This is a genomic window from Thiohalobacter sp. (assembly GCF_027000115.1).
Classification (GTDB): domain Bacteria; phylum Pseudomonadota; class Gammaproteobacteria; order Thiohalobacterales; family Thiohalobacteraceae; genus JALTON01.
This window is the reverse complement of record NZ_JALTON010000025.1, coordinates 1-5172: the sequence shown is the minus strand read 5'-3', so window position 1 is coordinate 5172 and position 5172 is coordinate 1. Positions and strand designations below refer to the sequence as shown.

4 protein-coding genes are annotated in these 5172 nt (G+C 67.8%); 1 reads left to right on the top strand and 3 read right to left on the bottom strand.

Annotation, left to right across the window (positions count from 1 at the left end):
* On the bottom strand, positions 1-2922 hold a 2922-nt coding region (locus MVF76_RS03800; RefSeq protein ID WP_297527464.1), incomplete at its 3' end, for a cyclic nucleotide-binding domain-containing protein.
* A gap of 618 nt (positions 2923-3540) precedes the next feature.
* Here MVF76_RS03800 and MVF76_RS03795 point away from each other — a divergent pair.
* The gene (locus MVF76_RS03795; RefSeq protein WP_297527463.1) at positions 3541-3933 is read left to right on the top strand and encodes an HU family DNA-binding protein; all 393 of its coding nucleotides are present in this window, start codon (positions 3541-3543) and stop codon (positions 3931-3933) included.
* Between the two features lie 361 nt (positions 3934-4294).
* On the opposite strand, the gene MVF76_RS03790 is transcribed toward MVF76_RS03795, so the two are convergent.
* Together MVF76_RS03790 and MVF76_RS03785 are read right to left on the bottom strand one after the other, a co-directional pair.
* The gene (locus tag MVF76_RS03790; protein ID WP_297527462.1) at positions 4295-4765 is read right to left on the bottom strand and encodes a TerB family tellurite resistance protein; all 471 of its coding nucleotides are present in this window, start codon (positions 4763-4765) and stop codon (positions 4295-4297) included.
* 6 nt (positions 4766-4771) lie between these two features.
* Positions 4772-5128, bottom strand: coding sequence for a general secretion pathway protein GspB (locus MVF76_RS03785; protein ID WP_297527461.1), 357 nt, complete (start codon positions 5126-5128; stop codon positions 4772-4774).
* Between the last annotated feature and the right edge of the window lie 44 nt (positions 5129-5172).

Here is a 5172-nt window from a genome sequence, read left to right as displayed (position 1 = left end):
GGCGACCCGCGTCTCGAATCGTTCGCGGGTGGCCTCCAGATCGCCGCGGGCATCGGCCAGCGCCGTCTCGACCTTGCCCTTGTCGGCCTCCAGTGCCTCCAGCCGCCGGCCCAGGGCCTCGTTGCGCTCGAGCAGCTCGCTGACCTCGTTGCGGTGCTCGCGCGCCTGGGTCTGCAGTTCTTCGGCCAGGCGGTCACGTTCCGCGGCCAGCTCGTCACGCGCCTGCTCGACGGCCTTCAGGGCCGTGGTCAGCTCGGATTCCCGGGTCTCCAGGCGCGCGGACAGTGCCTCGTGACCGGCCTGCAGGGCCTCGAACTCGCCGCGCAGCGCAGTCAGTGCCTCGCCGGCCTGGTCGCGCGCCTGTCCGGCCTGCTCGGCGGCGGCGCGGGCCTCTCCCAGTTCCTGTTCCAGGGATTCGATGCGCGCCTGCTGCTCGGCCGCACTGGACTCGGCCGTTCGCTGCTGCGCGTCCGCGGTGCTGCGCGTCTCCGCCAGCGCCGCTTCCAGCGCCTCGATGCGCGCCTGCGCGGTCTCGGTGGCCCGGGCCTCGGTCTCGACCCGCGCATGGGCCTCGGCCAGCGCCTTTTCCAGGGTCTCGAGCCGCTCGGCCAGCTCGCCCTGCGAGGCGGAGGCCTCCTCACGCACCGTTTCCAGGGCCTTGCCGGTGTCTTCGAGTTCCTGCCGGAGTCGGTCCCGTGCCGCCTCCAGTTCCGCAAGCTGGCCGGCAAGGCCGTCGCGTTCCGCGGTCAACTGCGCGGCGGCCTCTTCACGCTCGGCCAGTTTCCTTTCGAGCTCGGCCTGCCGCTCGACCGCTGCGCGCTCGGCCTCTGCCAGCCGGGCCTCCAGCCGTTCCAGGGCCTCGGCTTGTTGTGCCAGGGTGGCATCGCGATCGGCGAGCTGCGCCTCGAGATCGCGAGCGCGGGCCTCGGCCTCTGCCTGGCGCCCCTGCAGTTCCGATTCCCGCTCGGCGAGTTGCGCCTGGAGGCGCTCCAGTTCGCCCTGCAGCTCGGTGACCTGGCTGTCGGCCTCGGCGCGCAACCGTTCCTGGGTGCGCCTGAGTTCCTCGCGCGCCTCGGCCGCCGCCGCCTCCGCGGCCTCGATGCGGTCCTGTTGTTCCTGCTGCGTCTCGCCGGCGGCCTGCAACTCGGATTCCAGTGCCGCGATGCGTTCGGCCGCAGCCGCAGCGGCCGCTTCGGACTCGGCCCGCAGGGCGTCGAGTTCGGAGTCCAGTCGATCCAGCGCCTCGGACTTCTCCCGCACCTCGGCGGCCGCGGCCTCGAGGGTCTCGATCTGGCCGCGCAGCGCCTCCCGTTCCTTTTCCCAGGCCTGTTCGGCCTCGGTGCGCGCCTGCCGCGACTGCGCCAGCTCGGTTTCCAGACTTTCGATCCGGCCGCGCGTCTCCTCGAGTTCGGACTGCAACCGCTTCGAGGTTTCGCGCGCGCCATCCAGCTCGGAGGCGAGAGAAGCCGCGTATTCGGCTGCCTCGTTGTCCTGGGCCCGGGACGCTTCCAGTGCCTGCTCCAGCGACTGTACCCGCGCCTCCAGGGTCTTCGCGGCACTGCGCTGTCGTTCCAGCTCCGCCTCCAGCGCGCCACCTGCCTCAGCGCCTTCGGCCTGCGCGGCCTCCAGTGCCTTCTCCAGTTCCTCGGCCCGGGCCTGCGCGGCCTCGGCCTCGGCCCGGGCACGCGCGACCTGTTCCCGCGCGGCCTCGATCTTGCGGGCGGCATCCTCGCGAAAGGCGCGGAAGCGCTCCAGCTCGGCCTCGTAGGCGACGCGCGCGGCTGCCCCGGCATCCGGGGCGTCGGCGCTGGCGCGGCCCTCGGACCGTCCCTTGATGTCCACCACCTCGGCGCTGGCGCGTCCGGCAGGCTCGGCCGGCTCCGGTTCGGCCGCCGCCGTTTCCGGTTCCGCGACCTGGCCGGTGGCGAGGCGGTCGCCTTCCAGCGCGTCTGCCGGTACGCCGGACAGGCCTGCGTCCAGCACCACGGCCTCCAGCCCCCGCTGGTTGAGCTGGAAGGCCGCGCTGGCGCTGCGACTGCCGGTATCGCAGCAGACGATGTACTGGGTACCCGGATCCAGTTTGTCCGCTTCCAGGCGCAGGGCCGACAGGGGGATGTTGGTGGCGCCCCGAATGTGGCTGTTCTCGAACTCCCCCGGCAGGCGCACGTCCAGCCAGCTCGCCTCGCCCGATCCGACACGCGCCGCGGCCTCCTCATAGCCGAGCCGGTGGACCAACGGCTCCTTGAGCAGTTCGACGAAATCGGCCTTGGACAGCCGCATCAGCATGCCATCCGTCAACATGGTGACGGTCGCATTGCGGCGGGCATCGGACACCAGCGCGTCCTCGCCGAAGGCATCGCCGTCGCCCAGTTCCGCCAGTTTCACCGGCTTGGCGTTGGCAGACGGCTTGCGGGTCACCATGCAGCGCCCGCTCTTGATGATGTAGAAGTAATCGCCCTCGTTACCCTGCTCGATGATCACGTCGCCGGCGCGGACGGGATGGGCCTCGACCTTCATAAGCAAACGCTGAATATTGGATGGCGGCAGGCGCAGAAAGGCCTTCGACCGCAGCATCCGGGTCATCCAGTCGTCGTCCTCCTCCTCGTCCAGCTCGGCGACCTCGTAGCCGGAGGACTGGTCCCAGGTCAGAAAGATGTCGAGCAGGCTGGAATCGATGCGCGCGACCGTGACCTTGCCCACGGCGCGGGCGGACACCTGTCGGGGCTGCTTGTGGGCGAGCGGGTGGCGGGCGGCGTCAGTACCTCCGGTGACGCTGCCGACCCGTTCCTTGCCGGCGATCAGGCTGACCTCGCCCTCCAGCACGTAGACCGACTGGTTGTCGCGATCGCCTTCGCGGAACAGGTAGCGACCGGCGGCGATTTCCTCGACGACCGTCTTCTCGGCGACTTCGCCGAAGTGCATCGGCGACAAGGCGTTGAAGGGAACGAGGACCTGTAAGGTCTTTTTATCTATGATTTTTTTCGCCGCACCCATGTGGTCGCAATCAACTCGCTCAAAACAAGGACATTCCTTCGCCGCAGACCCTGTCCGGCGAATTCCCTTCCTCGCTATCGGCCGTGGACGGCCTTCCCTTGAATATTGCAAAGGCGCGCCGGACGGCGCCTTGTGACGCTGTCCGACAGGGTGCGGCGAAACGTGAAAAATGGTGTGACGCGGGTCTCGATCCCCGCCTGCGGACAGCTCCGCCCGCGGGTGCCATGGCCATGGCACCCGTGGCGAGCGTCGACGGATCCGGGAAACGGTCATCGTGGCAATCGGTTGATTCTGACCCGCATGTTGCACCAGGGGCCGCGGACGACGACGGATTTGCGGCCGGACCCGAGGGACGCTTCCGCGCTGGTGCGACATGCGGCTTGAAGCGATGAGGCGGCTGCATGCAGGGGCACCGATTTTCCGACGCACCGGGAGACGCAAAAAAAGCTGCAATAGCAGCGCGAAAGGCTTCCACCCTGCGCTCAGTGTGCTATCTTAAGCCGCGTCATTTCACCCAGTCTGGCTGCTACAGAGGAGCATGATCCGATGGCCGCGAAGAAAAAGACCGCCAAGAAAACCGCCAAGAAGAAGACTGCCGCGAAGAAGGCTGCACCCGCCAAGCGCATCAAGACCATCAAGGAACCGATGACCAAGTCCGCCATGATGAGCGCCATTGCCGAAGACACCGGCCTGAGCAAGAAGGATGTCGCGGCCGTATTCGAATCGCTCACCGTGCTGATCAACGGTCACATCAAGAAGGGCGGCGCCGGCGTCTGCACCGTGCCCGGCCTGATGAAGATCAAGGTCGTGCGCAAGCCTGCGACCCGTGCCCGCAAGGGCATCAACCCCTTCACCGGCGAAGAGATGATGTTCAAGGCGAAACCCGCCCGTAACGTCGTCAAGGTTCAGCCCCTGAAGGGCCTGAAGGACATGGTCTGAACCAGAACCCCGCCTTCAGGAGCAACGGCCGGGTGCCCGCAAGGGCCCCGGCCGTTTTCATTACCCCACATGTGCAGCAAGGGCTGCGGATGGCAGCAGATTTGCAGCGGGACTCGGAGCGAGTTGAAACGAAAGCGCCGTAGCCGTCGCCATGGCTTGAGTGACGCGGTCCAACAGGTAGCCCGGATGCAGCGTGAGCGGAATCCGGGAATGGCCGTTCCCCGGATTCCGGCCCTGCAGGCCTGCATCCGGGCTACGCGATGCTCACACCGCAGCAAAATTGAAACAGGGGCTGCGAAGGCAGGGTCATCGCCTTCCAACGCGACAAGTCACCTGCGGCAGGTTTTACCCCACCCTCGTTTCAGCCACTGCCCAGACGGTCGAGCACCCGGTGCTTGGCCTGCAGCATCTCCCGATGCGGGACGTGGAGCAGGTCGCTGAGCTTGCGCACCAGGTGTTCCTCGTACTTGTCCAGCCGCGCATCGGCATAGGCCACTTCCCACAGCATCTCGATCAGACTTGCCTTCTCCTCCGGCAGACAGTGGCGATCGATCAATTGGGTGAACTGAAACAGGGAGGCCGCGGTTTCCGCTTCGGCCCGCGCCAGTTCCAGCAGCTCCGCCGCAGAAACCTCGTCGAGACCAAAACGGCCGGTGAGCAGGTCGAGAATGCGCGCGCGTTCGGTCTCGCTGCTGTCGAAGTCCGCGCGCATCATTTCCACCAGCAGCGCCGCAGTCGCCAGGCGCAACCCCTGCTCGTGTCGTAGCGGATCAGGAGAATCCAGGGCGCCACGGATGCGGGCGTCGAAGAATCGTTGCAGTCGTTTCAGCATGGGGGCTCAGGGTCTCGGTACGCGATAACGGATGCCGTTGTCGTCGAGCAGGATGCCGTCGGCCTCGATGCGCTCCAGGCGCGCGCCGGAAGGCAGGCGGTCACCCTCGCGGTAACGCTTGAGGTCGATGAGCACGAAGCGCCGCACCGGATCTTCGGCATGGACGTGTACGTCGATGCGGGGACGGGTCACGCGGCCGCGCTGTTCGGGCGGCAGTTCCGACCAGGCCGGTGCCTCGGTTTCCGACTGCCGCGGCGCCGTGCCGGACGGCGCGCGGGCGATGGTCCCCTCGGACGATGCAGCGCCAGGTACCGGCGGCAGCGGACGCAGTTGCAGCGGCGCCGGCGACGCAGCCGCGGTCATGCCCCGCGCAGCCGGAACGGATGAAGCAGGGGCGGAAACAACGG